The following is a 26,493-nucleotide window of genomic DNA, read 5'->3' on the forward strand; positions in this document are numbered from 1 at the left end:
TACAATTGTGAATTAGTTATCTTCGTTTTCTTTTTTTAATTCCCTTTTTATCCATAGCTACATTACCAAGTTCCGGTGTCAACTTATTTTTTGATATCGGGACCTTTTGTCTTCCTTTGGACGTTCTTTTCTTTTTGATATTTAGAGCTTTTTCAAATGAGCTAACTGTTTTAAACAGATAGGTTTGTAGTAGTCTAAAGAATTCCCAAGGTGACTTTTTAGAATGTGTTTGGAGTTTAATGATTAACGATAATACGTACGCAATCAAGGCTAAGAACATTTGGTTCCAAATTCCTTGTGGCTTAGTGCTCCATATTTTTGTTAATCTTAAATGTTGTTTAATCCATTTAAAGAATAATTCTATCATCCACCGCGCTCGATATAATTCCATTATTTGTTGGTCTGTAAGGTCAAATCTATCCGTCAGAATCCTATATGTTCTCTTTTTTTCGTCGATGAATTCTACATAACGTACTGGTGGTTGAGAAACCGTATAGGATACTTTAGCGTCCCGAACTACAGATGGATGTGTAGGAGTAAATTCTTCTAACATCCCCAATCGAAGGGATTTGGATATCCGCACGACAAACGATACGCCTTTTTCTTGCCAGGATTGAAGATTCTCTCTGGAAGGATAGCCGCGGTCCATTATATAGATAGAATCTGATTTTTCTATCATTACATCTGAACTTTCAAAGTCACTTAACCTTCCGGAGGATGGTACAATTTTGTCTGGAAAAACAACGTCTGAAGAAGCAACCGTTAGTCGCGTATGCATTTTAACTCCCGTTTGTTTCTTCGAAATATTTGCCCAGTCACATAAATTTTGGGGTAACCTTATTTCGGTAGAATCAACGATTCGTAACCTCCCTAACCCATTCGGAAGACCCTGTAATCCTTTAGTAAGTTCAGAAAGGTTTTCAACAACTTTTATAAATAATTTTTGGACCAGCTCAGTTGGTAAATCATTAATCCTCCGGCTTAACTGTGAGCCACTGATTTCCTCTATCCCGATTTCTTCGCGTAGTTTTGGATAGGCTTGTAACTTTTCCTCCATGTGACTATAGGAACTCCACTGATCTAATTGAGCTGACACAAAAGTCCTTATCAGTGACTTTGTTGAAAGTTTATAATTCCTATAATCCATTAACCGACAATCAAAATCCTCTGTAGGAAGAAGCGATAAACATTGACAAATGAGCATCTCCCGACCTATACTTTTCTTATTCATTGTTAAAACTCCTTTGTAGATGACTTGTTTGTTTAGGGAACAAAACAAGGCCAACACATCTACAATAGGAGTTTTTTTATTGAATGTAAATACATATTATTGAATTTATGGAATTTTTTAAAAGTCACGCAACGCTAGTGGGACCTGTCCCTCCGTCCACAATTTTTTAGAGGAATTTTCAGAGTTTTGTAGTAGTATATATATTAACGGAATAAATAAGGAATTTTTCCTTTAATGAGGATGGGATGCTACTATGACAAAAACAACATTAAATAATGAAGCTTTAATAAAGGAAATTTTAGCGTTTAGAAGAGATTTACATTTAAACCCTGAGTTAAGTGGGGAGGAATTTGAGACTTCGAAGAAAATTCAACAAAAGTTAACGGAGCATGGAATTCCATTTAAAACTGGGTTTGCGAAAACTGGTGTACTTGGAATTATTAAAGGGGCAAAACCTGGTAAGACAGTTGCGTTACGTGCCGATATTGATGCGTTGCCGATTCAGGAGCAATCTGGTGTAGAATACTCTTCAACAGTTGATGGAAAAATGCATGCTTGCGGACATGATGCGCATACTGCCATGTTGTTAGGGGCTGGCATTTTACTTCATGAGCAAAAAGAAAATTTAGCTGGAACCGTGCTACTCGTATTCCAACCGGCGGAAGAAAATTCACCAGTTGGCGGTGCGCAACGAATGATGGATGATGGAGTGTTTGATGAATTCCCACCAGATGTTATTTTAGGACAGCACGTATGGCCAGATTTACCGGTAGGACAATTTGGTGTACGCCCTGGCCCTATTATGGGGAACTCCGATCGTTTTACTATTGTCGTGAAAGGTTCTGGCGGACACGCGTCAATGCCACATCAAACGAACGATGCTATTATTATCGCCAATCAAGTTATTACGACATTACAAACAATTGTTAGTAGAAACGTAGACCCGATAAACCCTGCTGTGCTTACGATTGGTAAAATTTCTGGGGGGTATCGATATAACGTTATTGCTGATCGTGTAACGTTAGAAGGATCGATTCGTACAACTTCCAATGAAACGAAAAACGTTGTGAGAGAGCGATTCTTCAAAATTTTGAACGGGCTTGCCGAAGCAATGAATGCAGAGATCGACATTGAATATTTAGACGGCTATCCAGCTACCGTTAATACACCAGAATGGAGTAATCGTATTAAGCAAACAGCGACGAGATTATACGGAAAAGAAAGTGCACCAGATGTACCACCAAGTATGGGTGGAGAAGATTTCTCTCGCTTTCTACAAAAATATCCTGGAGCGTATTATTGGTTAGGTGCTTCTATTGGAGAAGGACAAAAACCGTTACATGACCCCGAGTTCAAGCTAGACGAACGAGCAATACCGCTTGGAATCGAATTTATGACTGAAGTAACAATCGATACGTTAAACCAACTTCTAAAAAAGGAGACTGAATAGATGGATATTCATAATTTTATAGAGGAAATAACTCCGTATGTCATCGAAAAACGACGAGAGTTTCACGAACATCCAGAAGTCGCATGGACGGAGTATGTGACGTCGTACAAGATTATTAAAGAGTTAGAAAAATTAAACTGTACGATTCATTTCGGGAATGAAATTTTTGTTACAGAGGAACGAATCGGCTTACCTTCTCAAACAGACATTTCCGAAAATGAAGCACGTGCAATGGAGATGGGTGTTCCCTCCTCCTTTATTGAAAAAATGAAAAATGGTCATACAGGTGTTATTGCACAATTTGATACTGAAAAGCCTGGCAAACATACTGCCTTCCGCTTTGACATTGATGCACTACCGATTTTAGAAGCAGAGGAAGAAAACCATATTCCTTTTCAACAAAAATTTCATTCTAAACGCGCTGGAGTGATGCATTCTTGTGCCCATGATGGACACGCCGCAATCGGTCTTGGTATCGCTCAATTTTTATATCAATTTACAGACGAGCTTACAGGTAGATTTACCGTTATTTTTCAACCAGCTGAAGAAGGCGGACGAGGAGCAAAGCCAATTGTCGCAAAAGGCTGGCTCGATGATGCAGATTATTTTATAAGTGGGCATATCGGAATCCAATCTTATCCAGTCGGGACAATTGCAGCAACTGCCAACAACTTTTTAGCAAGTTCCAAAATAGACGTGACTTATCTCGGAAAATCTGCCCATGCCGGACTAGAGCCGAACAAAGGTAGAAACGCCCTACTCGCAGCAGCATCGGCAGCTCTCCATTTAAATGGAATTACTCGCCACGCGGACGGAGCAACGAGAATTAACATCGGAACACTCGAAGCTGGTAGTGGAAGAAATATTGTGGCCGACTTGGCGAAAATGCAACTAGAAACACGAGGCGCTACAACGGAATTGAACGAGGAGTATATGGTAAAGGAAGCGATTCGAATTATTAAAGCTTCCGCAAACCTTTTCGATGTCGAAGAAGAGATTACATTTGTTGGCTCTGCACCGAATGCAACGTGTGACGAAGAATGGATCCCACTTGTGAAGGAAAGCAGTGCCGATAGTTCACTCGTTACGAACGTAATTGATGAAATGTCGATGGGTGCTTCTGAAGACGCAACGTATATGATGAACCGCGTGAGAGAAAAAGGTGGTCTTGCAACATACATGGTATTTTGCTCTCCCCTACCTGCTGGTCATCATCATCCAAAATTCGATTTTGAGGAAAAAGTGCTACCAACTGCAATTGACGCCATTTCACGATTAGTGCTTCACATTAATAAATAAGGGGATTTAATTAAGGGAAAAGAAAGGGGTATTTTTGATGAAACAATGGCTTGACGCTACATTAAAACAGTTAAATTTAGTAGAAACGATGGAACAGCCAACTGGATTTACTAGATTAGGGTATACAGAGGAAGAAAACGAGTCTCTACAAGCTTTTATCACCATTGCGAAGGAGCTAGGTTTGTACATTATAGAAGATGCCGCTGGTAATGTGATTGCTCGTTGGGAAACGAATAACGGTGTCGAGGAAAAGGTGGCAATTGGATCCCATGTTGATACTGTTACTAACGGTGGTGGGTATGACGGAACAGCTGGTGTGCTAGTCTCGCTAGGGGCTATTAAGCTCTTAAAAGAGGAAGGGTTTACCCCTACTCACCCAATCGATGTTATCGTTTTTCGTTCGGAAGAATCTTCAAGATTTGGCATTTCTACAGTTGGGAGTAAAGCGATCTCCGGGATCCTTGATCCGTCTATCGGCAGTGTAACCGACGCAGATGGAATTTCGATAAAAGAAGCAGTGGAAGCACTCGGCTATCAATGGGAAGATTTTTCCCAAGCAAAAAGAACCGACATTAAAAGTTTCGTAGAGTTACACATCGAACAAGGGACCGTTATTGAGGATGCAGGAAAACAGTACGGGGTTGTTAGAGGGGTAGCTTGTCCAATCCGTTTAAAAGTAAAAGTGCAAGGAAAAGCAGGTCATACTGGAACAACTCCGATGAATAAACGACAAGATGCATTACTTGCAGCTTCTCACCTTATCCCGTTCGTATCAGAAACTGCGATCAAGCTTAATGCTACAAGCGAATTACCAGTCGTTGCTACAGTTAGTACGATTGAATGTAAACCGAATGCAATGAATGTAATACCTGGCGTAGTTGAATTAGGAATTGATATTCGAAGTGTGGACGATTCGCTAAAAAGTAAAGTGGCTGACGAAATTCGCAACAAATGTCTTACTATCGAGAAAGAATTGAATTGCTCGATCGAAATCGACGTTCTCGTTCACAACCCTTCTATTCTTTTAGACGAATCTATACAAAAGAAACTACTACAAGCCGGGGACCATTTAGGATATACTAATTTATTAATGGACAGTGGTGCTGGACACGATGTAATGAACATGCAGCAACTATGTCCATCAGGCTTAATTTTTATTCCTTGTCGAGACGGGTTAAGTCATCACCCAAAAGAGTATGCATCGATAGAAGACTTGTACATAGGGGTAGAAATAGTAGCCCAATTTTTAAGAATAGAAACGGGTGAACGAGATGAACATTCGCGTAGGAGTAGTAGGTCCTGAAGACTCCTTAATAGAAATGATGAAGGTGGGCCAGCATTTTCCTGATCTACACTTGATCCCTTTTGTTTATGAAAAAACGGAAGAAACAGAAGATATTATTGCAAAAAATAGTACCTCCGTTGATCAGTGGTTTTTCTCTGGTCAATCACCGTATTATTACGCTTTAAATAAAGGAATTATTACGGAAGAAAATGCTAGTTATATACCGTTACACGGATCTAGCTTTTTAACAACACTTTTAGAAGCATTTTTACAAGAAGGAAAAATACATTCCAACATTAGCTTAGACACGATTCAAGTAAATGAAATTGATCAATCAATGCCTTCGCTGTTAAATAACGGACTCACCATTCAATGTCATTCGTATGATGGGTACATCCCTTCTGACGATATTATTGAGTTCCATCAACGACTATATGAGCAAGGAAAAAGCGAAATTGCTTTTACATGCATCCGCTCCGTCTATAATGAGCTGAAAGCCTTACAAATACCAGTGTACCGTGTTATTCAGAGAGAGTACGCTACACATCAAGCGTTAGAACAAGTAAGAGAAAAAGGACAAGTGAGCCTTTATAAAAAGTCACAGCTCGTTATATTAGGTATCGAAGTAATGCACACAACTAGATTACAAGATAATTACTACTCTTTTAAATTAAAGCATCAAGAATTAGAGTTAAAAAGAGTGCTGCTTGATTTTACGGAAAATATTAACGGCTCTATCGTAAAAATTGGTGACGACCTTCACTTCATTTACACAACAAGAGGTGAATTAGAATACTTCCAAGCGAACCGTTCGTTGCATGAAGTAATGAAAGAGATTAACGTGAACAGCAATCTCCAAACGCGAATCGGAGTCGGGTACGGCATAACGGTACTTGAAGCTGAACAAAATGTTCGAATGGCGTTTGACCATGCAAGAACGTACGATGAAGCGGTTGTAATTGAAGTTACTGAAGAGAAAGAAGTACTTGTAAGTTTAAACCCAACAGATCAATTAAGTTTTCAAACTCAATCAGTTGGGGATATGTGGGAAAATCATATAAAAGACGCACATATTAGTTCCTCTGTCGTTTCCAAGATTATGTCATTAGCCAACCATTACAATAAAGAAACGTTAACCTCTCAAGATTTATCTCGTTGGTTAAAAAGCACCGAACGAAACGCACGGAGAATTTTATCCGAACTGGAAAAAGCTAATCTAGCGGTCGTCACAGGTGAAGAATCCGGACAACGCGGTCGCCCTAGAAAAATATATAAACTGATGTTTAACCTTTAGTAGATTGAGGAAATTTTCTCAATCTACTATGCAACTTTTAAACAATGTGAGATAATCTAACATAACTTTTTGAAAATTAAAAAGGTTTTTGACTAATTATGTAGAATACTTATAGCTAATAACGGAATATTAACGGAATAATTCCGTTAACATATATAAATTTTTAAGGGGAGCGTGATTAAATTGGCGCAGTTACAAACAAACGATACACCGAAAAAAAATGGTGCCATGACGAAGTTTTTAAATGGGATTGAGAAAATTGGGAACAAACTGCCTGATCCATTTTTCTTGTTTATTTATTTAGCATTATTTGTAATCGCTTTATCATGGCTAGTTAACAGCATGGGAGTAACAGTTGTACATCCTGGTTCAGGAGAAGAACTACCTATTAAAAGTTTAGTATCTGGAGAAGGATTGCAGTACATTTTAACGTCGATGCTAACAAACTTCACTGGCTTTGCTCCACTCGGATTAGTGTTAGCAATGATGCTAGGGATTGGACTAGCTGAGAAGGTTGGATTATTAGAAAGTGCAATCAAAAAATCGATTTTAAATGCACCAAAACCGTTAGTAACGTATGCAGTTATTTTCATCGGAATTTTAGGTAACATCGCGTCTGACGCAGCCTTCGTTCTAATTCCACCTCTAGCTGCAATGGTTTTCTTAACGGTTGGACGTCATCCATTAGCAGGATTAGCTGCAGGATTTGCAGGAGTAGGAGCAGGTTTTACGGCAAACTTCATTATCGCTGGTACTGATGCTTTATTAGCAGGTATCTCGACAGAAGCAGCAAAAGCAATTGATGAAAACTTCCTAGTGACACCGGTTGACAACTGGTATTTCATGTCAACTTCAGTAGTGGTACTTGCAATTATTGGCGGAATAATAACAGAAAGACTAATTGAACCGAGACTTGGTAAATATACAGGAGATAAGGCTAATCGTAAGCTAGAGGAAGTAAATGAAATAGAAAATAAAGGTTTACGTAATAGTTTATTGGCAGGTTTAGCGTATATCGGACTTATTAGTTTAGTATTATTTTGGCCAGAATCTCCGTTACGTAACGAAGAAGGCGGAATTATTCCTTCCCCATTCTTATCTGGAATCATTCCAATTGTGTTATTCTTCTTCCTAACAGTAGGTACTGCTTACGGTGTGACAGTAAAAAAGATTACGAGCACAAAGGACATTCCAAGATTCATGAGCGAAGCAATGAAAGATATGTCCGCTTACATCGTACTAATCTTTGCCGCTTCCCAATTTATCGCGTATTTTAACTGGAGTAACTTAGGTACGTGGATTGCCGTGAACGGAGCAGAGGTTTTAACATCTATGGAATTAACAGGTTTACCAGTCGTTATCGGATTCACCCTATTAACAGCTTTATTGAACTTAGTAATTTTTAGTGGATCTGCACAATGGGCTTTAGAAGCACCAATCTTCATCCCAATGTTTATGCTTCTTGACTATCACCCAGCATTCATCCAAGCAGCATACCGTATCGCAGATTCATCAACAAACATTATTACACCGTTAAATCCATATATTTTAATCGTCCTTGCATTCATGAAAGATTATGATAAAAAAGCTGGACTCGGTACATTAATCGCCTTAATGCTACCATACAGCATCATCTTCTTAACCGTATGGATCATCATGCTAATCGCATTCGCCCTACTAGGCATCCCATTCGGCCCAGGCGTGCATATGTACCTATAAAATCGTGGACAGAGGGACAGGTCCCTCGTCCACACATTTTTTGGAAAAACAGGACTCTTTGCATACATATAGAAGAGCAATGAACTTGTTATCTAAACTGTCTTGCAAAACCAATTTTCAATAAAACAAAAAACTACCTCACACTTTTTAGAGGTAGTTTTCTTTATGTTTCATTTATTCATTCGCACTTTATCTTCCCAAACAATCTCAACCGCCCTTTTATTAGCGTGCTTTTCTAACTCTTCTTCGTATTGAACATATAAAGAATCCGCTTCTTCATATAACGCTTCTATTTCAACTAAATCCCCATCTAATTAAATTTCGTCACTTTGTTCCCCTATTTTTCAATATAACAGAGGTCGAACAACAATCACTCCATCTTTCCTATTAACAACCTTCCCGAATTGGTCGTGATGTGAATGGTTGGACCTGAAGTTGGTGGATTATTAATTTCACCATTATTTTTCGTATCATCTCTCCACCTTGTTGCAATTCCTCCTTCAACTTCGGTTCTATTTTTGCGAATATTAGTGTTTAAGAAAAATGCAGCATCGCTCGCCACATTCAAAAGTATATCACCAGAAGTGTTAGAAATTGAAATTGGTTCCGTTATTTCTTGCATGTTCAAAAATACATCACCCGAAGTCATCTCAATATTACCTTTACCAGTAAAATCAAGTATTTCTATATCTCCAGAAGTAGCCTCAATTTGGAAGCTCTCAGCGTTAATTCCGCTCATAAAATGGTCCCCAGAGGTGGAATTTAATTGAAATAGCTTAGCATTTAACTTGCCAAGCTCCATCGGCTTGCTCGTTACCTCTACTTTTATTTGCTCATAGTATTTATCTGGAATTGTTATATGTAACTCTAGATCTTCCTCCACCCATTTTTTGCTTACAGGTGGATTTATTTTAGTTTGGAATACTTCGCCTATCAATTCTGTCTTCAATAGGTTTTCCTTTTCCTTATCTGTTCCACTAAATACTCCCTTTAACTCAACAGTTATTTTTTCAGCTTCGCTTGTTTCAACGAATAATTTTGTACTAGGAGCTGCAATAAAAATCGTATCTACTCGTTCTACACCTTCATCAAATTCATATAAAACGTTCATCTCTTCTCCCTCTGACGGTTGACAACTTGCTAGTAAGAACAAACAGATCAATAATGTAAAAAAGGTATATCGCTTCATAACTAACTTCTCCCTATCTCTTTATTGAATCGTCCATCCTCCATCTACAACTAAATTATGTCCAGTGATCATCTTTGATGCCGGTGACGTTAAAAATTCAACCGCGTCTGCCACATCATCCGGTATTGCATAGCGATTTAATGGAATTTTGACTAATTCTTCATCTATATACCTGTTACTGTTTAAAATATGACTATTTTTATCTGTTTTAACATACGTTGGCGAAACACAGTTTACTCGAATGTTATACGGCGCTAGCTCTAATCCTAGTACTTTCGTTAAATGAATAAGGCTCGCTTTGCTAATACAATATGGAACTCTTTCTTTATTCACGACAATACCATGTTGAGATGAGATGGTCGTAATGGTGCCTGCAATCGATTTTGCTACCATGCTTTCTGCAACAGCTTTTGTTAATAAAAAGGTTCCAATCCAATTTATGTCCACTACTTTGCGTAATTCTTCCACATTCCAGTCAAAAAAGTTTTTCAAAATATTTATTCCTGCAATGTTAACAAGCGCTGAGATTGTATACGTATCCTTCAAATACTCCGAGAACTGCAACACTTCTTCATCTTTCTCTAAGTCTAGCGAATAAAATTTTATCATTTGTTGGTCGTCTATCGACATACTTCGAATACAATCCTCTAATGTTTTTCGTTGAAACTCTACTTCGGTCGCTATTACTTGATAGCCATTCACCAAAAATCTCCTTAATATTGCTTGACCAATTTCGCTCGCTGCCCCAGTTATTAGTACTGTTTTTTCCATTCTCACAAACTCCCAACATATCGGTTGTTCACGTATTCAATTATAGAATTTCTTAATATAGATGAAACCTTACTTAAGTTTTCGTACTCCATTACATATGCAGGCATTAGCATTACACCCGACGAATATTTATTAGCATAAGGATAAACAAGAAGGCCACGTTCTTTTAAAAGGTTAGAGAATTGTAGCACTTTATTGAAATCGTTATCGATATCAACTTCCACACCTATCATTAAACCGTGGGCGCGAATACTCTTCACAAATGGAAGCTCCTCTTTTAATAATAAAAGCTGACGATAAAAAAAATCCCCTTTTGTCTCGATAATCTTGCAATAATCATCTCGTCCAAGAAGCTCTAATGTTTTCAAAGCAGCTGCACAACAAAGCGGATTTGCGTTTTGTGTAGAAAAATGATTGATAAAATCATGATCCTTAATCATTTTCGTTACGCTTTCTCCAATAAGTACTGCTCCTAATGGTAGTACACCATTATTTATCCCTTTCGATAAACATAAAATATCTGGAATGATTGGAGTTTCCTCGTAAGCAAACTTCGGTCCGGTTCGGTAAAAACCAGTACTAATTTCGTCGAATACGAGTAGCACATCGTACTGTTTGCTTAACTCTTTCATTCTTCTTAAATACGTATCCGGTAACTTTACTACTCCTGAAACGCCAAGAATTGGTTCCATTATAAAGCCACCAATTTTATCACCGTAAGCTTCGAAAAATTTTTCTAATGATTGAATAGCTTCATCCAATGTTCCTTTCTCTTCAAATGGGATAGGCAAGTACGCAAACCCTTGTAGCATCGGACCATACGGTTTATAAAACTCCCTATCTACTCCCGTCGCGGTCATCGAACCATAATGTGTACCATGATAGGATGTTTCAAAAACTCCGATATATTTTTTCTCATAGTGTCCTTTTGCTGACTGATGTCTTCTCACTAATTTAATCGCAAGTTCTACTGCTTCTGAACCAGTACAAGTGAACATCACTTTATCAAAATTATCATCTGTAAAAGAAATTAGCTTATCTGCTAATTCATATACAATATTAGTAGAGCTTGTCCACGGATTGACATAACTTACTTCGTTCATTTGCTGTAAAATCGCTTGATTTATTTCTTCATTTGAATGACCTAAAATACCATTCCATAAGCCACTAATACCATCTAAATAGCTTTTATTTTCATCGTAAATCGTAACACCTTTAGCTTTTCTAACATTAATCATGTTGTCGTATTCACTTCTCGGTAAAATAGGGTGTATTACTTTATGATTTCTCACTTTTAAAACTCCTCCTCTCATTTCACGACAATCCTACCTTTTGAGTAAATAAAGTTGCCTTCTCGTTAAATTGCTCGTATATTTCCAAGCTCCAATTGTGCTTGTCCTGTATGTACGCTTGTATCTCCTTCTCTGTTTCTCCTAACATTTTCCCTTCTAGATAAGTTGCTAGTAGGTTGTTAATTTTATAAAACTTCATAGTCCGTTTAATGTATAAATAAACATCCTCCTTCCAACTAAATAAAAAATATAGTTGGGAAGAGAGAGCTTTTTCTCGTGTCGATTCTTTATCGTAAAATAATTTCTTCACTTTCGTTGAAAAAGCAACAGTCTCTGATGGTGAAACGAAACGTTGTTGCCCATAAAAAAAGCTCTTTAAAATGTTTCGTATCGTAATAAATTCAGTTACGAACGGGAGCGTTTGCCGAATGGAACAATAGTGTTTCTTTTCCTCCGTTTGTGGGGCCATTTTAATACAACTCGGACAGTCAGGCAATGCACGACATGTATGACAGCCAGATAAAATAAATGCTTTTGAAAATTCCCTATCAAAAACAGAAGCAATCGGTTTATTCGTAAGCTCTTCTTTACCAATTGAGTAGCAGACGGGAGATTGTAACACATTAGGTTGCCCGACTGCTAATCGGGTCCCACTTCTTAATGAACAAACCGATTTATGGGACCACATACATTCATCTTTTATGTGAGGGAGTATGTGCATAATGCGAAGGGTACCAGTTAGCTCTGTATGCCTAACAGTAGCTGAAAAAGAAAGATAATCATCCACCGTATCTATCGTTAAGAATATTTCATTGTCCCCTTCCTTTACAGATGGGTTTTCCGTAAATGTATGAAAGGATAAGACAACAACTTCCTTCGTATGAATATTGGCCTTCTCTTTTATAACGACGTTGTAATGCTGATTCTCTTTTTCTTGGAGGCTTATTTGAGCTAGTCCAAACCAACTTTCTAACTCTTCAAGCGCTGTCGGAGCTTCCGGTAAAAGGAGTGAAGAATTAATATTACTTGAGTATAATAATCGGGTTTTTAAATCGTGGGATATTTCCGATTGATCCTTTACTAATAAATGTTTCATTTTTGTATGATGAAAATGTTGCGGATACATACCAGTAATAAACGTTTTTACTCCATTGAAAAACGTAACGTACGCTTCCTTGTTAGTATCTGCATCTTCCATACCTTCTAGAACAGTTATGTTACTAGTCACTTCATACTCGTTTAATAACTCGATAATCCGTTTGACTATTAATTCATTCGATTTCCTTTTCACAAATAGAATGGAATGAAATGGATGCTTTTTAATAAATGAAAGTAATTGTTTATATGTTTGTATAACAGGAATATCGTTTAATATACTTTCTGGGGCATTTCCTTGCACTTCCACTATTACATCTAATAAATTATTATTATTTTCGATAATGTCGACTACATAAGAATAAGTACTCATGAACTATTTTCTCCAATCTTCTTAGTTAAACTAAACCTTATGGAATATTTACATATGACAACTCGCAGTGATAAGATTAAGAGAATGAGAGTAACAATCTATTTTGTGTACAGATACGAATAAATGGTCTTCATTTTGCGTATACTGTAACAAGTTAGAATGCAACTGTTTCTGGAAGGGCAGTTATGTAATTCTCATTACGGGACTGACCAATGAACATGTGGGTGTTCATTGGCCAGTCTTTTTTTAATAACTGATCAAGTACAGCAAGAAGAGCAACAAGAGCTTGAGCCACAAGTAGAATATACGTTGTCGCCTGAGCTTCCACTAGATGCAGCTGTTTCTGGAAGGGCAGTTACATCATCAAGTTCGATTACTTCGAAATCTAATTCTAAGTTTAAGTTTTTTTCCATTTTAATTTCCTCCTTTTTTTGTTCATCCATTTACATTCTTCATTACGTACAGCAAGAAGAACAGCAAGAGCTTGAGCCACAAGTAGAATATACATTGTCGCCTGAGCTTCCACTAGATGCAGCTGTTTCTGGAAGAGCAGTTACATCATCAAGCTCGATCACTTCGAAATCTAATTCTAAGTTCAGATTCTTTTCCATTTATTTCACCTCCTTTCAAGTAATGGTTAACAAATTTCACAGTTCGGATTTCTTCTAATTTGTTTAAACAGTACCGTATTCTCTTGAAAATCAAATATATACTGCTTACTAGTGATTGATGAGAAATGCCTTGTATGTTGAAAATAATCATCTATTAGAAGATGAAAAATCTCCTCATCTACCATTTCGTAAAAGTCTCGCGGGTCTTTTTCTAACTGTAAATCGTGTTCAATTAATCTTTCCTCTGCTAGAGTTTCGCACTGTAAACAGCCATGACCAGGGAATTGGAGTCGAGGACCGAGTTTCATCACGCCGTTTTTTATATCTTGTAAGAAAAATAGAACGTAACAGTCACTCCCGACCGCTCTATACAGCTTTTCTTTTTCCGCAAAGCTTAACTCGTGATCACTTAAAACGATGATCCATTTTTCCGTACTTTCTTGAAAATTGTCTAGAAAAATAGTTCTACTAAATGGCTTCAGAATACTATCAACCTTTAAAGTTGAATCTGTTACAACAAATAAAAACGTATTCTGCGCCACCTTTGAAACGAGGTAGTGATATAAGTGATAGTGATCTCTTGGACTAATTCCATCCACATTAGCAAGATTATTAAACATCCATTCTCTTAAAGTGAACATTTCCTCTGTTATAAAAATGTTTTCTCTTAGCTTATAGATGATATGAACGAAGTAAGAACCTTCTTCTGACTCAACGAGCATTCTAATATCGTTTTCTACAATAAGCTTTTCGTTATACTTACTAATATAGCTTTCTATATTGTTCTCCCTTATATGTATTTGGTATTTAGGAGCGTTCGACATTTTATTCATTACAAGTAAATGGTTGTCTTTTACTTGTAAGTAGTAGTAAGGGTCTATTCTGGTGTAACGATATACATCTAATTGTTGAAGAATACCCATTCTGATCCTCCTGTTTAGCGAATCTTAGCCCAATGCCACCATATAAATACACCTTGTCATTTCATTCTCAAGTGATAAAAATGCTTCCACTTTATCATCGTAAAAGGCACACATTGGTAATGATTTCTTCCCAAGCATCGTACAGCTTAATTGTATATTTTGTCCGATATGGCCAGCCTCTAAAGCGGCAAGCCTTTCTGTTAACAGCCCATACTTTTCAAATGCACGATCATAATTAGCAACTAAAAAGGTTAAAATGTTCGTATTATTAAACGATTCGCCATATACGTTTTGGGGAATTGTTAGTGGAGATAAGGAATGTAAACAATCCAATTCCACTTTCTCTCTTTTTCGTTCCAGCACATGATGTTCACCTTTAAACTTGTATAGCCCGTCTGTTACTTCTTCGATATTGGTAATATATAAATAAATATCGACTGAAAACATGGAGCCCCCTGAAGGATACGTCCTTACTTTTAATTTTTTTTGTTGAATAGCACCTTTTTTGTCTACGTAAGGAATGTCTTTTTTACTTGAAACACCAAAAGATAAACTAATCCAAGTAAATAATTCCTCTTTAGACCAAGTACTATCGAATTCAGGTAAAGGATAAGACCGCCGGTTTAAAAAAAGCTGGGCACTTTCAGACATACTTTGCCCACTGAGCCTCGGAATTTCCATCGACTCACTGTTCTCAGAAAGAGACTCTGATGGAAAGTCAAAAAGGTTGGACGGTCGTTGCTCCTCCCATAAATCTCCTATTATTCTCGTTTCTTCCTTCATTTTTAGTAATGTTTTCGGATCAAAAAACGAATAGTTTATTTTTTCTTTATACTCGCGAAGCTTCTTCAATCGTAACTACCCCATTTTTGTGAATTTCTTCAAAAAAGGTACATAAATAATCTGAAATGTAATATTCAACGAACGGCGAAACTCCTAACCGATTGTTTGTCATATGAATATGAGATGCTACAATTCGATGAATGTATAACTCATCTTGAACGGTATCTCTCACTACATGTAGTTCATTTTTCATACGCAGCAATTGATCGGTAACGAAAGGATTATCCTTTAACATCGAATAAAACTTCCTAATACTTTTTTCATTCGCTTTGAACAACAAAACTAATTCATCTGTTTCATTCCCTGCAACGAACGACTCCCAATACTCTTTGTAGAAAGATGTAAATTGAATATTATCTTCCATATCATCAAATTCCAGTAACTGCTCCATTAGTAGTCTAGTTAATGTTAAACCAACAATAAAACGTTTAGCTGGATCTAGTCCAAGCTTTTCAAGGATAAAGCACACTAGCTTACTAGAGCTATGAAACATTGCTTCAGAGTTTTGTATAACATCTTTTCCACCATATCGCTCTATCTCTGGTACATACGGTATAGGTTGAATTCTGCGGTCACCATACCACGGCAATTTCTCAAACGGTAGTGCTTGTCCATCAAATTTATGGTCACGGTAATATTGTTCTTTCGTTAAAGACTCAATCGGTTCGGCGTCCTTCCAAAAAGCTTGTATTTTTTCACTTATTGTTTGGATAGTTTTTTTCTCGTTTACAGTTAGAAATCTTAGCCGTACATGGGGACCACCTTCCCAATACCGAATGTAGAACCACTTATTTACTTCGTTCTCGTTTTCTAAATCCGTCATAACTTGATTTAGTATAACGATTAATTCATCGTAATTTCTCATGTTGTGGTGAAAAATATGCAATGATATCCACTTTTCCATTCTTTTACCTCCTAAGGGAAAGGATGTGGAAACGGATTAATATTTTTTTCTTCTATCGGCTGCTGTAGACGGTTTGCTATAACAGGGCCATTCAAAATTCGATCCATATCCAATCGACGATGTTGATGCCCAAAAGTCATCGTTAACATTCCTGGCACGAGTACTTTTACACAGCTAAGGTCAAATGATTTTATGAAGTCTCCCGTTATGTCCACAACATATACATCATCATAATGCTCATACATTCTATGAAGGAGTGTTTCTAAATCTTCCGTTAAATCCCAGCTTTTAAATGCGTTTGTTTCATACCACTCAGGATGTAGCTCTTTTAACGTTTTCTTTTCCTTCGTATTTGTCAGAAAGTCTAACCTTTCTAGAGCATCTGGATGAGAGTAAAGTAGGACGTGATCTTGGAACTCCGTCGCTTTATCTCCATCTTCAAAAATGGTATTTTTCCGTTGGACTAAATGCTCTTCCCCGAATACTTTGTTATAGACAGGCACAGAAGATACTACTTCAATAAACGCACTCATTAATGCTTTTTCAGGGTTAAAATGGCACCCAGCTGCAGAGTAAGTTTTTACAACCGCATCGGCATTCGTATTAACCATCAGTGCCCAAACTGTCGGTACCCCTAATTCCATTGTCGTATCAAAGAACTTAACTTCGTATCCATCGGCTTTAATGACTTCATTTAATATTCGGAAGTCTTCTCCTAAATCGTCAATATCGATTTCTACTAATTGTAATCGGTTATACCAAGACACGAGGAAATTATCTCTTTCAATCACTTCAAATAATCCGTAAAGAACCGCTTCCTCAATAGTCGAGCCTAATGCACATCCGTTCGAAGTTTCATAGACAAATCTTCTAGATTTATCTCTCACCATCTCATCTTTGTAAAAGACCATTTGCTCTGGAATAAGAATCGGTTTTTTCTTTTTTAACGAATATCCCCACACCCAATGAAACTTCATATCTTCTGAATACTGATGAAGTCGAAAATGTTCGTTCATAAGCTTTTCATCGTGCAGAGTGAGCTCATGCGGATCAATAGCAAATTCCTTTACTTCATTATAGGAGGCAAAAATGGTACTATTCGATTTTCGGTTATAAACGTTCGAATAACGTTCCAACCCTTCTAAATACGCAGAAACTTCCGAGCTTTTAAAATCAAACGTACGACCGAATGCACCTTCGTTTTTATCGCTCTCGATATAGTTTTCTGTTCCAACCATCGGTACATATTTTGATTCCACTTCGAAATAGCTATGCTTCGTTTTCCCTGTTTTCAAATCAACCATTTTCTTTTTAAATGGTTCTGGATCTAAATCAGTTTTTAAACGATGAATAGTTCTTGAAGGTTTTTCTCGACGTACAAAATGAATTGTCGCTAGTTCCTCACTATCTTCCGGTAATTCACCACAAGACGGACAATATTCATGTTTATAAACAGGATGCTCATGAATACTTTTTTTGTCATCATTTATAACAATTACTTTATTTTCGATAAATGCTAACCTACCACTTACAGAAAGATTCACCCACGCTAGCACTTCCTGGCATACAAATTCAAGAAATTGATCTTTCCATAAAGAAGAACCTTTGCTCGTTTCTACATAGTTATAGTCTCGATACAAAACAATCGATTCTTCAGGTTGGTTTACAGAAACTCGCTCATAAAAACAGTCAATACAGCTACTCGTTTTACCCGAATAAAGCGGTCCAACAATTGCCGTTTCAAATAGAAGATTTGCCCGCATGTAGCTAATATTATATTCTCTACAATGGGAAACCACTTCTTTCTCATAAGAGGAATCAAAAAAGTCATATAGTCCGACGATTAGTGATCTCTCTGTTACCTCTTTATAGGAATCTACTACTTCTATTTGGATAGGTAAGCTTGTATGTAGCCTTTGCCATACGTTTTGTAATTGTGTCTGACGATTTAGTACAAAGACCTTCATTACTCTCCCCCCTTTTTCATGTAATCACTTACACTTCTTCCAGTTTTTCCAGTGCAATTTTGTAACAACTAGTTCCTGTATCAGCTAATAACGTATTATGTTCCCAATTCCAGATGCGAATAGACATACCTAACGTTCTTAACTGCTTGTCCACTTCTTCTTTTAACTCATTACTATGGGAAATATAAATTAGCTCACCTAACGAGGAAACTTCCTCTCCACTTCCTTTTTCAAATGGTTTTTCTATGTTAAAAGCTTGCTTATTTTGTATATAGATGGCATAAAATTGTTGAATCGAATCTTCTATTAAACGATCAAAATTTAGACCATATTGTTCTACTTGTATATTCCCATTCATCACGATAAAAATAGCATATAAGTTTGTACCTTTAATTTGTTCCACAACTAGTTCCACTTGCTCTAAAGCATTGTTACGGCTAATCTGTAGTAACTTATCCATTAAGGAAGATTGAATCGTTTGCTTCGATAACGGTGAACAAAACCGAGCAATATTATCACCTTCGTGATTTTTAATATATTCAAAAACTTTTGGTAACACAGATTTTCCATATAACTCATCGTAGGAAGAGCAGCATACCCAAGTAACATCGTTATTACTTTCTCGATCATTTAATAAGGAGGAAAGTCCATCTTTCAACACTTCGTATAACGCTTTTAATGGATGGTCATCACTTTTATGCACAGCTACCGGTTTGTCTTCGAGTTTATAAGTTAATGAAGCGATTTTAAACGGTATTTGCTTGAGATCTCCATATCCGAATTGCTCAAAAATATATGGTGTTTCGGTTACGAATTTTTTAAATATATTAATCGGTTCATGGTAATATTCTGGTTGCATGAAAGAAAGGTCGTGAACATCCAGCCGTTCACTCGTCGCTAGCAAGTTTAGCAACGGATGTACAGGTGTAAAACGTTCAATAGCATCTCGATTTAACATATATATTTTCAACCCAACGGTATGAATATCGGAAGCTAAACTATAATGGACTGATTGCTTCAACAGATGCTCATCTATGAAGTGTTCACCCGGTATATTATGTTGAATATCTATTTTATTGATAAAAAGAAAGTTTTCAATTTGGTCTGCGAATCCGATAAACAAATATGGAACGGTATTTACCGGCAAGGCGACTACTAGCTTTTCATCCTTGTAGCTTTCAATAAGGTCGATTAATTTCATGTTGTCTATCGTTTTATCCTCTAAAAAGGATATAAACGTATAAGGAGTTTTTCCAGTTTGCTCACTCGGTCGATTTGTAGCATATTTATTCAATAACGCATTTAATTTTGGAATATTTAACCGTCCAACTTCATCGGAAGAGACATGACCCGTTTTTAACGCCGGTATGAGCGTAAGTAAAGTTTGGACAGCATCGTCATCTTTTATTTGATATCTTTTAGTCGCGGTTTTAATGATGATTTTATTTTCTAAATACGATAACCAAACGTCTCCTTTAATAAGTTGTTGTATCATATTTTTCTTCTCCTAACTTCTATTCGTTCCTATTTTTTCATAAATATCATCACCGTCGTATGTGTCTCCTCTTAAAGCTTTCAAGTCTTTCCAAGAGAATTGAAAATAAGATTCCGATGCATCACTAATTATTTTACAAAGCTTGTTTTTTTGTAACGGTGAAATATTTAACAACGGAAAAACGCTATATAAAAAATTAACTAATAATCGATATTTTAAAAATCCGATTGATTTAGAAAATTGAGCAAAGCCGTCACCATCCACAAACTCGTTATGAAATTCACTCATTTTATTGGAACTTTGAACAAAGGATGAGATGTCATGATATTCTTCAAATTGGATTTGCTTGTTTTGCAATCCTTCCTTAAACAGCTCATCTAACCGACTTGTCACATTCTTCCACTCTACCAACAGAGCTTTATCGTTTTCGTAATATTGGATGAAACTATCATCAATTTGCTGAACAAAGCTTCCAAAATCGGCTAAAAATTGCTGCATCAAGTCCGATTGCTCATTTATTTTCTGTTCAATGAGTGTTCGTTTTGATGGGTCCATACGTAGTAATTGCATGTTAAATCCTTCATAATGCGATTTAAAAGACATATATCCATACTTAATCCCTTTCAATACTTCCTGATCGAACTCGATAAAATATTGTTTTGCGACGATTAACATCAATTTCGTACTAAGTAGCTCTTTTTCCTCTTCAGTCATTTTCTTTAATAACGGGTAATGCTCTAGGAAAAATTTCGTCTTTGCAACTTCTATCTCTCTATATAGCGACACATCATACACTGTTTTTATGTCTGATAGATTAAATAATGAAAAATCGATAGTCTTATTTTCTTTTAACGGAACAAGATCACCCGGATAACGTTCTGCACGAGCTAAACGTTGTGACAGCTGCTCATATTTTTCATAATCAGCGTTCGTAACAGAATTTTCAAAGGACGACAGCTTTTCCTGAATGCAAGATTCAAGCTTAGCAAGAACTTCCTTTTCATTCTTTTCTCCAAGGATTTTGAAATATAGTGCGATGTGAGGTCCTTTTACCCAATTTTTTTGAATCATGCAATCCGTTATTTCAACCACTTCTTTACGGACGATATGCAGCATGTCATAAAAGAACAACCTTAACTGTTTCGTATCATAAAGAAATACCTTTAATAGATGAAATTCGTTTTTGTTCATCACTTAACTCCTTTGGATGTAAACTCCATTAAATATTCATCCACATATTTTTTCTCCGATCCTTCGAAGTCAGGAAATATTTCTGTTAGCAAAAAGTAAGGGGTATTCTCGATTTCCTTTTTGAACAAATTCCATAAAAGCGGACTCGTGAAATCGATATATTGTGGTTTATCAAATACACCTTCTAGCTTTTCTGCATTTTCCTCTTCCGAAGCTTGTCCCTTTAAGCTTTGCAAAAATAGTCTGGTCGGGATTTTTTGTTCTTCTAAAAAACGATGAAAATGTATAAATGCATCTAATTCAACGTCGGAATATTCTGTAAATATTTTCGTTGACACAACCCAGCAACGTCTACTTAGCACGAGATTGTCATTTAGCATTATTCTCGGAAAGTGTTGGACGATAAAATCATCTTTCATATTTAGCAGAAAGTCATCCATTAGAATAGAGCCTATATCTCTAAACAACACTCCGTTAGCAGATAGTGCGTGTAGCATGGCACTTATCGACGGGATGAGACGGGTCATGAGTGAGCCTAAAAATAAAATATTTACTTGTTCTCCTTTTGCAAACACATCTACTTTCTTTGAATTCTCGTTATATTGAATCTCTAAATCTTCCCAGCTAATAATACGGTCGAAATGTTCCGAATCAGCAATGCGGCTATTAGGTACATTCACACTATTTCTAGTAATTGCCGGTCGGACATTTGCATTAAAGCCATAAGATTTATATATATCGACGACATTTCTAGAATGGATCGTCTCACTTATGTATTTCTCTAATTTTGGGTTTTCTAATACATCTTTCATGTTGTAGAAAAATCGTAAAAAATAGGCGAGGTAACCACCATACATATCGTTTAGTACGACTTTTCCATCTGGATTTGCTTGTACGAAAAAGCTATTCGACTGAACGTACCCGCTTAACATATGTGACAATGGTTGTAATAGTTCTTGAACATACTCAGTAGTTATAACAATATCTTCTCTATCTCTGGTCGTCGCTTTTTCTTTCAAAAACTGAATAAATTTATTTTTAGCCGCATCTAATTGTTTTATTTCTTCAACATCATCAGTTAACTCTGTTTCACTAAACTGACTTCCCCATAAGTGGCCGGCATTTTCCAAAATGGCATTTAGAATAACTTCAATAACATCCTCCTGCTCATTATCTTGGAACGAAACTTTCTTATTACCGTATTTATTTACTACAAATTTTCCTAAAATATATTGTAGGCGTAACACTGCATCAAATATAACGGATAAATGTTGGAAAGTTTGAAGAGATTGATCCACTTCTTGCCAATCACTTTGCTTTTCATAACGTTTTTCCATCGTTAAAAAGTCTTGGTAGATTAATAGCTTTTCGTCCAACTCTGGCAGTTCTAAATGTACGGAAATTTCGCGGAACAACCGGACAATTTTTTGATAACTAATAAAACTATCCTTCACGCTAAGGCGGTCAAACTTATCTAACTGTAATTGTATCTCTGTTAAATTTTGATAGACGCTTTTGATTACTTCATCCTCTTCGATGACTTCTAACTCTTCTAAATGGCTTAGAAAATTCGGGATTGTCTCGTTACTTTGCTCTCGTAACGCTCTCGTCGGCTGAATAAAATCATTCTTTATAAGCGAGATTGTGTACTGCAACGCTTTTGTCTTATCCAATCCAACTTGTAGAAAGACATGCTCTAATTTTTCATACGTGAATGGCTCTTCGTACTTCAACGTTTCATACAAACTTCCAAGTAGTTGATTATATTTAATTTTCATTAATGTATCGGCAGTACGGAATATTTTTTTCCGCTTTTGAGGCTGGTCTGCCAACGTTGTCCAATAAAATCGATCCTCTAAAATGGTAAGCGTTTCGTTAAAGCGGAATTTCATTTTTGTAATGACAGACGGACGAAGTAATACTTTTTCGAATGCTCGAAGGAGAAAAGCAACGTTAATGTTCGTAATTGTATATTGCTCCCCTTCTCTTAAAAGTGGTGCATCCTCTATTTCGTCCGTAAACTCGCCGACGCCTACTTTCGTTAACGTACTAAATGGACTCGTTTTATGAGTGGCTCTCGTTAACACTTTCAACAACGTATTATCTAATTTCCGCTGTTTTACTCCATGTTTTTCAATTGGTGTATTAAAATAACTTCTAGCCTTTTCCATAATCGTAGATTGGATAAACTTCAAAGCATTCATTAAGGAATCTTCTCTAACGAACGTATCATGAAGATGTGAACGTTCTTTTAAACGAGTATGTTCATAGATTTCTTCGAGCTCTTCTTTTAGTTTTCTTGAGTGCACGTAAACAGCTTTAACAGCCTTTGCATCGTCTAGTAAACGGTAACGAGCTAGTACTTCCTCACACTTATCAACGCTATTAACTAGCCTTGGGCGAAGATTAAAGATATCTCGTTTTAAATTAATTAGCTTTTTCCGCTCTTGGTCATCTTGAACTTCTTTAATCTTGCCTTCCATATTACGAATGAGTTCATCTATACTCTCCGAGCGTTCTTGAAGAACGATATGATAGTTACTAACTTTTTCATAAAGTTCCCCAGACCCGAATTCTAACGTATACGTAAATGGGATATTGTTTTTTCTAACTAAAAATAATGGTAGCTTGTTTTCCATCATAACAACTCCTATAGATTGGCGCCAACCCACCTTTATTCGATTTATTATTAGTCATATTTAAAAAATCGAATGGATAAAATACCTGTGATAATCGTTGTTCCAATAACATAAAGCAAATGGTACGACTCCCATATATCTCCGCCATTCCAGGAGATTTGTAGTACTTTAACCGCATGTGTTGTTGGAAGGATCGACGCGATATTTTGCATGAAAGAAGGCATCAATTCCGTCGGAAATGTTACGCCACCTAAAAAGATAATGACAAAATATACTGCCATTGATAGTGTCTGGGATGTTTTTGGATCGGTTGTTAAATTTCCGATAAATACGCCAATAAAGTAGCACATCATAAAGGAAAGAAATAAAATGGACCCGAATGTGAGGAAGCTTTTTCCTTCAAAACTTAAATTGTACCTAGTTGCTGCTACTACTACTAATAACACAATCGTAAAAATGGCACATAATAGTTGTACAAGGAAGTTTGCTGATATAAATTGAATACTTTTCACAGAGGCTAATCGTAATCTTCTAAAAAAGTAAATACTTCTCATATAAGAAAATCCAATTCCAACGTTACCAATCGCGAGGACGACGACACTGAGGAAAGCAAACATTGGAAACGTAAAATCAATTGGAGCTATTTCCATACCATATAATTCTAATGAGTTGTTACTAATCTCTGTTTGCATGACTAAGAAAAAAAGAGGAGCGACAATCCCAAATCCTAATATGATCCATGTTCTTAGCAGCTTTTTTACTTCTAACTCAAATAGAGCATTAACTGTATTCATGATTTCCTCCCCTTATTACACACACTCTACAAAATATTGTTGTAAGCTATTATATTTGGATCCTATTAAAGCTCTAGGGCTAGTTGTTTGTTCTACTTCTCCATCTTTCAAAACAACTACTTTATTACAAAGGTCCTCCACCTCGTCCATGTAATGACTAATCATAACTATTGTTTTCCCTTGCTCATTCAGTTGCTTTAAATATTTTCTCATTTCATGTCTGCTAATAGCATCTAATGACGTTGTAAGCTCATCCAATATTAAAAGTTCAGGGTCATTTAATAAACTTAATAGAATATTTAATTTTTGCTTTTGGCCACCTGACAGTGTTTTAATGTATTGTTTTCTAACACCAGTTAAATCAAACCGCTCTAATAATTGATCGACTTTTGTCGCGTCTACGTTATAAATCTTCCTCCAAAGTGTACACATATCATCCACTTTTAAACGATCATCAAAATCACCAGATTGAGTCTGAACCCCGATCTTAGAATAAATATCTTTTTCTTGAAAGCCATATTTCACTTTCCCACTATCTTGCTTGACGAGCTGACATATAATATTGGTCAGTGTAGTTTTTCCAACACCATTTTTCCCGATTATCGCTAAAAAGTCCCCTTTCTCTACTGTAAAAGAAACACCTTTTAGAACTTCTTTTTTTCCATAACTTTTCTTTATATCAACGATCTCCAACATCAAAACCTCTACACCTCACTTACTCTTTCTTCTGAATTTTATGGAATGATGTTTACTAGCAAGCCAATGTAGCGCGTTTTCTATAAAGGCTTGAAATTAATCTTCTGTTGGAATATTACCAAATGGTGGTCCGCCAAAAATTCCGACACTACCATTCTCATTATTTTCTAAATTAGGTGTAGCACCTACTGTTATTCCTGCTGATAGTACAAAAAGGCCCATTGTTAGAATAATTAGTAATTTTTTCATAGTTATTTCCCTCCAAATTTTGTTTAATCTAGTATAATAATAGTAAAGGTTATAAAAAAAGCGAAACCCATATAACTTTCCTATAGGCCAATATACGGTCATTATGGTAACATTTACTACTAATACATAATCTTTTTACAGAAAATAAGAAATTTTTCATATTTTCCGGAGGTGCTGTTGTGATTAGTAATGAAGAATTAGGAGCAATCGTGAAAAAGATTAGAAAAGAAAGGAATATTACGCAGAAAGAACTAGCAAACGGTATTTGTTGTCAAACGACGATTAGTTATTTAGAAAAAGGGAAGGTTTTCCCTAGCATCGACATTATGTATTACATTGCTGCTAGATTAGGAGTTACGATTGATTACTTTTTTCGCACATTAGAAGAAGAACAAAACATTTACACGAATAGTACAGTCGCGATGATTGAAAAATTAACGAAAGAGAAAAGGTATGAAGAGGTTTATGAGTTAACAGCAGCCGAAAGAAAAAATATGAAATATACTATTTTCCCCCATAAATATATTCAATATATTCATTGGCAATATTGGCGATCGGCCCAATACATAGGTGTAGTTTCATGGGAGAAGTGCGTCGAAGAACTTAACAACTTAACGAACCATCAGAAGAAAGAAATCCCTAAGTTGCAAGATTTGCGCATTAAAAATGTATTGGCGAACGTATTAGCAGAGAATAAACAGCATGAAAAGGCAAAGCAAATTTATCAAGAATTACTACAATATGATGTTGATACACAAGAATACAATAAGTTAAAATTAAAAGTTTTTTATAATTTAACAAGATTATATGTAGAAGATGAAGAATACCATTTGGCAGTTGAAACTGCTCAACAAGGAATTCATTACTCCAAAAAAGTAGAAGATATGTCCGCCGTCGGTAACCTCTTATTCCAAATTGCATTATGCTATTTTCAACTAAATGAAGATAAGGCACGTACGAAGCAATATTTTGAACAAGCAAAGTTTTTTTATGAATTTTTAGACCATTCGATACATGTAAAATATGTAGAAACATACTTAGCTCATTTAGAAAATTAACAACATGTCCATTTCTTCTTTGCGTAATGTTTATAGGTGAAATATACTATACTTTCGTATAGGTATATAGAAGTATAAAAAGGTAATAACTTCCTTACAGTTCGATAGAGTGGCCTGAGTGATTG

23 protein-coding genes are annotated in these 26,493 nt (G+C 36.2%); 6 read left to right on the plus strand and 17 right to left on the minus strand.

What is annotated here, in order from left to right:
- Positions 1-16: 16 nt before the first annotated feature.
- Positions 17-1,231, minus strand: coding sequence for an IS4 family transposase (locus BC6307_RS20625; RefSeq protein ID WP_094366205.1), 1,215 nt, complete (start codon positions 1,229-1,231; stop codon positions 17-19).
- A gap of 253 nt (positions 1,232-1,484) precedes the next feature.
- On the opposite strand from BC6307_RS20625, the gene BC6307_RS20630 reads away from it, so the two are divergent.
- The 5 genes from BC6307_RS20630 to BC6307_RS20650 all read left to right on the plus strand — a co-directional run bounded on the left by BC6307_RS20630 (position 1,485) and on the right by BC6307_RS20650 (position 8,278).
- Entirely contained in the window at positions 1,485-2,681 is a 1,197-nt protein-coding gene (locus BC6307_RS20630) for a M20 metallopeptidase family protein (protein WP_066417973.1), read from the plus strand.
- Positions 2,682-3,980: an amidohydrolase gene (locus BC6307_RS20635; protein WP_066417971.1), complete on the plus strand. Its 1,299-nt coding sequence runs from the start codon at positions 2,682-2,684 to the stop codon at positions 3,978-3,980.
- 37 nt (positions 3,981-4,017) lie between these two features.
- Positions 4,018-5,283: a M20 family metallo-hydrolase gene (locus tag BC6307_RS20640; RefSeq protein ID WP_066417966.1), complete on the plus strand. Its 1,266-nt coding sequence runs from the start codon at positions 4,018-4,020 to the stop codon at positions 5,281-5,283.
- The gene (locus tag BC6307_RS20645) at positions 5,252-6,559 is read left to right on the plus strand and encodes a helix-turn-helix domain-containing protein (RefSeq protein WP_235858181.1); all 1,308 of its coding nucleotides are present in this window, start codon (positions 5,252-5,254) and stop codon (positions 6,557-6,559) included. Before BC6307_RS20640 ends, BC6307_RS20645 begins: the two co-directional genes overlap by 32 nt.
- Positions 6,560-6,787: 228 nt before the next feature.
- Positions 6,788-8,278, plus strand: a complete 1,491-nt coding sequence (locus tag BC6307_RS20650) for an AbgT family transporter (protein ID WP_066417975.1) — start codon at positions 6,788-6,790, stop codon at positions 8,276-8,278.
- 370 nt (positions 8,279-8,648) lie between these two features.
- Here BC6307_RS20650 and BC6307_RS20655 read toward each other — a convergent pair whose 3' ends face one another.
- From BC6307_RS20655 to BC6307_RS24915, 16 genes are all read right to left on the minus strand, one after another.
- The gene (locus tag BC6307_RS20655; RefSeq protein WP_084380522.1) at positions 8,649-9,467 is read right to left on the minus strand and encodes a DUF4097 family beta strand repeat-containing protein; all 819 of its coding nucleotides are present in this window, start codon (positions 9,465-9,467) and stop codon (positions 8,649-8,651) included.
- Between the two features lie 21 nt (positions 9,468-9,488).
- Positions 9,489-10,238, minus strand: coding sequence for an SDR family NAD(P)-dependent oxidoreductase (locus tag BC6307_RS20660; RefSeq protein WP_066417955.1), 750 nt, complete (start codon positions 10,236-10,238; stop codon positions 9,489-9,491).
- 2 nt (positions 10,239-10,240) lie between these two features.
- Complete coding sequence (locus BC6307_RS20665) at positions 10,241-11,530, minus strand: aminotransferase family protein (protein ID WP_157729295.1); 1,290 nt, start codon at positions 11,528-11,530, stop codon at positions 10,241-10,243.
- A 22-nt stretch (positions 11,531-11,552) separates the two neighbouring features.
- Positions 11,553-12,998, minus strand: a complete 1,446-nt coding sequence (locus tag BC6307_RS20670) for a hypothetical protein (protein WP_066417950.1) — start codon at positions 12,996-12,998, stop codon at positions 11,553-11,555.
- A gap of 257 nt (positions 12,999-13,255) precedes the next feature.
- Positions 13,256-13,411 carry a thiazolylpeptide-type bacteriocin gene (locus BC6307_RS20675; RefSeq protein ID WP_084380520.1) on the minus strand — a complete coding sequence of 52 codons (156 nt, stop codon included), beginning with the start codon at positions 13,409-13,411 and terminating at the stop codon, positions 13,256-13,258.
- A gap of 42 nt (positions 13,412-13,453) precedes the next feature.
- Positions 13,454-13,609, minus strand: a complete 156-nt coding sequence (locus BC6307_RS20680; protein WP_084380520.1) for a thiazolylpeptide-type bacteriocin — start codon at positions 13,607-13,609, stop codon at positions 13,454-13,456.
- Between the two features lie 26 nt (positions 13,610-13,635).
- Positions 13,636-14,532: a hypothetical protein gene (locus BC6307_RS20685; protein ID WP_066417946.1), complete on the minus strand. Its 897-nt coding sequence runs from the start codon at positions 14,530-14,532 to the stop codon at positions 13,636-13,638.
- Positions 14,533-14,556: 24 nt separating this feature from the next.
- Entirely contained in the window at positions 14,557-15,384 is an 828-nt protein-coding gene (locus BC6307_RS20690) for a SagB family peptide dehydrogenase (RefSeq protein ID WP_066417943.1), read from the minus strand.
- Positions 15,362-16,279: a thiopeptide-type bacteriocin biosynthesis protein gene (locus BC6307_RS20695; RefSeq protein WP_066417941.1), complete on the minus strand. Its 918-nt coding sequence runs from the start codon at positions 16,277-16,279 to the stop codon at positions 15,362-15,364. The genes BC6307_RS20690 and BC6307_RS20695 overlap by 23 nt, the downstream gene beginning before the upstream one ends.
- A gap of 11 nt (positions 16,280-16,290) precedes the next feature.
- Positions 16,291-18,246: a TOMM precursor leader peptide-binding protein gene (locus BC6307_RS20700; RefSeq protein WP_066417939.1), complete on the minus strand. Its 1,956-nt coding sequence runs from the start codon at positions 18,244-18,246 to the stop codon at positions 16,291-16,293.
- Positions 18,247-18,274: 28 nt separating this feature from the next.
- Positions 18,275-19,741, minus strand: a complete 1,467-nt coding sequence (locus BC6307_RS20705; protein ID WP_066417937.1) for a hypothetical protein — start codon at positions 19,739-19,741, stop codon at positions 18,275-18,277.
- A gap of 12 nt (positions 19,742-19,753) precedes the next feature.
- A complete protein-coding gene (locus BC6307_RS20710) occupies positions 19,754-20,932 on the minus strand; it encodes a hypothetical protein (protein ID WP_066417934.1) in 1,179 nt (392 codons plus the stop codon).
- Complete coding sequence (locus BC6307_RS20715; RefSeq protein ID WP_066417931.1) at positions 20,932-23,571, minus strand: lantibiotic dehydratase; 2,640 nt, start codon at positions 23,569-23,571, stop codon at positions 20,932-20,934. The genes BC6307_RS20710 and BC6307_RS20715 overlap by 1 nt, the downstream gene beginning before the upstream one ends.
- 50 nt (positions 23,572-23,621) lie before the next feature.
- Entirely contained in the window at positions 23,622-24,365 is a 744-nt protein-coding gene (locus tag BC6307_RS20720; protein ID WP_066417927.1) for an ABC transporter permease, read from the minus strand.
- 15 nt (positions 24,366-24,380) lie between these two features.
- Positions 24,381-25,061 carry an ABC transporter ATP-binding protein gene (locus BC6307_RS20725; RefSeq protein ID WP_066417925.1) on the minus strand — a complete coding sequence of 227 codons (681 nt, stop codon included), beginning with the start codon at positions 25,059-25,061 and terminating at the stop codon, positions 24,381-24,383.
- A 96-nt stretch (positions 25,062-25,157) separates the two neighbouring features.
- Positions 25,158-25,310 carry a hypothetical protein gene (locus BC6307_RS24915; protein ID WP_157076670.1) on the minus strand — a complete coding sequence of 51 codons (153 nt, stop codon included), beginning with the start codon at positions 25,308-25,310 and terminating at the stop codon, positions 25,158-25,160.
- Between the two features lie 179 nt (positions 25,311-25,489).
- Between BC6307_RS24915 and BC6307_RS20730 the strand changes: the two genes are divergently transcribed.
- The gene (locus BC6307_RS20730) at positions 25,490-26,368 is read left to right on the plus strand and encodes a helix-turn-helix domain-containing protein (RefSeq protein ID WP_066417923.1); all 879 of its coding nucleotides are present in this window, start codon (positions 25,490-25,492) and stop codon (positions 26,366-26,368) included.
- Positions 26,369-26,493: the final 125 nt, after the last annotated feature.

Origin of the sequence: Sutcliffiella cohnii (genome assembly GCF_002250055.1) — a bacterium.
GTDB classification, from domain to species: domain Bacteria; phylum Bacillota; class Bacilli; order Bacillales; family Bacillaceae_I; genus Sutcliffiella; species Sutcliffiella cohnii.

What these genes read in the sequence shown, in the direction of transcription:
- BC6307_RS20710 (WP_066417934.1), bottom strand. Translation starts at nt 20,932, where the DNA reads ATGAACAAAAACGAATTTCATCTATTAAAGGTATTTCTTTATGATACG.
- BC6307_RS20720 (WP_066417927.1), bottom strand. Translation starts at nt 24,365, where the DNA reads ATGAATACAGTTAATGCTCTATTTGAGTTAGAAGTAAAAAAGCTGCTA.
- BC6307_RS20625 (WP_094366205.1), bottom strand. Translation starts at nt 1,231, where the DNA reads ATGAATAAGAAAAGTATAGGTCGGGAGATGCTCATTTGTCAATGTTTA.
- BC6307_RS20630 (WP_066417973.1), top strand. Translation starts at nt 1,485, where the DNA reads ATGACAAAAACAACATTAAATAATGAAGCTTTAATAAAGGAAATTTTA.
- BC6307_RS20680 (WP_084380520.1), bottom strand. Translation starts at nt 13,609, where the DNA reads ATGGAAAAGAATCTGAACTTAGAATTAGATTTCGAAGTGATCGAGCTT.
- BC6307_RS20655 (WP_084380522.1), bottom strand. Translation starts at nt 9,467, where the DNA reads ATGAAGCGATATACCTTTTTTACATTATTGATCTGTTTGTTCTTACTA.
- BC6307_RS20700 (WP_066417939.1), bottom strand. Translation starts at nt 18,246, where the DNA reads ATGAAGGTCTTTGTACTAAATCGTCAGACACAATTACAAAACGTATGG.
- BC6307_RS20675 (WP_084380520.1), bottom strand. Translation starts at nt 13,411, where the DNA reads ATGGAAAAAAACTTAAACTTAGAATTAGATTTCGAAGTAATCGAACTT.
- BC6307_RS20705 (WP_066417937.1), bottom strand. Translation starts at nt 19,741, where the DNA reads ATGATACAACAACTTATTAAAGGAGACGTTTGGTTATCGTATTTAGAA.
- BC6307_RS20645 (WP_235858181.1), top strand. Translation starts at nt 5,252, where the DNA reads ATGAACATTCGCGTAGGAGTAGTAGGTCCTGAAGACTCCTTAATAGAA.
- BC6307_RS20715 (WP_066417931.1), bottom strand. Translation starts at nt 23,571, where the DNA reads ATGGAAAACAAGCTACCATTATTTTTAGTTAGAAAAAACAATATCCCA.
- BC6307_RS20640 (WP_066417966.1), top strand. Translation starts at nt 4,018, where the DNA reads ATGAAACAATGGCTTGACGCTACATTAAAACAGTTAAATTTAGTAGAA.
- BC6307_RS20650 (WP_066417975.1), top strand. Translation starts at nt 6,788, where the DNA reads ATGACGAAGTTTTTAAATGGGATTGAGAAAATTGGGAACAAACTGCCT.
- BC6307_RS20660 (WP_066417955.1), bottom strand. Translation starts at nt 10,238, where the DNA reads ATGGAAAAAACAGTACTAATAACTGGGGCAGCGAGCGAAATTGGTCAA.
- BC6307_RS20670 (WP_066417950.1), bottom strand. Translation starts at nt 12,998, where the DNA reads ATGAGTACTTATTCTTATGTAGTCGACATTATCGAAAATAATAATAAT.
- BC6307_RS20685 (WP_066417946.1), bottom strand. Translation starts at nt 14,532, where the DNA reads ATGGGTATTCTTCAACAATTAGATGTATATCGTTACACCAGAATAGAC.
- BC6307_RS20635 (WP_066417971.1), top strand. Translation starts at nt 2,682, where the DNA reads ATGGATATTCATAATTTTATAGAGGAAATAACTCCGTATGTCATCGAA.
- BC6307_RS24915 (WP_157076670.1), bottom strand. Translation starts at nt 25,310, where the DNA reads ATGAAAAAATTACTAATTATTCTAACAATGGGCCTTTTTGTACTATCA.
- BC6307_RS20695 (WP_066417941.1), bottom strand. Translation starts at nt 16,279, where the DNA reads ATGGAAAAGTGGATATCATTGCATATTTTTCACCACAACATGAGAAAT.
- BC6307_RS20725 (WP_066417925.1), bottom strand. Translation starts at nt 25,061, where the DNA reads ATGTTGGAGATCGTTGATATAAAGAAAAGTTATGGAAAAAAAGAAGTT.